Origin of the sequence: Thomasclavelia saccharogumia DSM 17460 (genome assembly GCF_000686665.1) — a bacterium.
GTDB lineage: Bacteria > Bacillota_I > Bacilli_A > Erysipelotrichales > Coprobacillaceae > Thomasclavelia > Thomasclavelia saccharogumia.
The window spans coordinates 1-1,319 of record NZ_JMLH01000132.1 but is presented as its reverse complement, the minus strand read 5'-3'; the positions used below and the strand labels follow the sequence as shown (position 1 = coordinate 1,319).

Annotated in this window: 1 pseudogene; it reads left to right on the top strand. The window is 34.8% G+C overall.

What is annotated here, in order from left to right:
* Nucleotides 1-171 precede the first annotated feature (171 nt).
* Nucleotides 172-1,319: pseudogene (locus BR82_RS16170) on the top strand (alpha-glucosidase domain-containing protein); the annotation flags it as partial.

Genomic DNA, 1,319 nt, shown 5'->3' with positions numbered 1-1,319 from the left:
TGGGGCTTTTGTATGCCATTGATGATAAAATTAAATAATTTTATTATGAATGTGTAATTTTCACTTGACAAAGGTCACTTCATAACAGAAAGGAGGAATCAATTAATTTATAACTTTTTTATGAAAAAAAGTGAATTTTTGTTTTTTAAATTAGGGAAAGGAAGTAATACAATGAAGGTTAAAAAAGCGGGAGCGTTATTGTTAACTATGGCTATAGCTGCTTCTACGGTTGCTACTGGAGCACCTTTACCAACATTTGCAGCGGAAACTTTTAGTGGACAATTAACTAAAGTTGATAGTGCTGTAGCAAATGGTAATGTTGTTGAATTAAGTTTCAACGATGGTGCTGTAGAAGGTCGGATTACATTTTTGGAAGATGGTATTTTCCGTTATAATGTAGATCCTACAGGAAATTTTAGTGAATATGCAACACCAAGAAGCAGCAGTCATACAGCTACGATCCAAGCACAGTCTGATGATTCGGATATATATTCGCATCCAGATGCTACAGCAAAAGATCTTGGGACAGTATTTGAAATCAGTACAAATGGGACAAAAATTGTACTTGATAAGGCAACAGCAAAAATGACTGTAAAAAATGCTGCGGATAAAGTTGTTATGAGTGAAAATGAAGCCTTAACAATTGGCTCAACAACTGTTCAAAATTTAGCACAAGCTGATGATGAATATTTCTTTGGTGGTGGAACTCAAAATGGTCGTTTCACTCATAAAGGTAAAACAATCAATATTGCAAATGAAAGTAAATGGACAGATGGTGGAGTGGCTTCACCAAATCCATTCTATTGGTCAACAGCAGGGTATGGTGTGTTGAGAAATACATTTGCTCAGGGAAGCTACAATTTTGGTAATGGAATTGATAATGTACAAACAAGACATAATGAAAAAGAATTTGATGCATATTATTTCGTTTCAAACGATGATGATGTAGCAAACATGGCAGAAACATTATTAAATGAATATTATACTGTTACAGGAAATCCAATGTTATTGCCAGAATATGCTTTCTATTTAGCACATTTAAACTGCTATAACCGTGATAGCTGGTCTGGACCAGTAGACAGCAGTAAATGGGTCTTAGAAGATGGAAATAAATATTCAGAAGCTGGTCAAGCATCAGGATATGTAATTCCAGAAGGTGCAGCAGCAGAAACGTTGAATAACGAAGGACCAACTTTAGAAGCTGATAAGTTTAAAGGAACAATTAATGATGATACATATAAGTTCTCAGCAAGAGCTGTTATTGATGGACATGTTGACAATGATATGCCACTTGGATGGTTCTTACCAAATGATGGTTA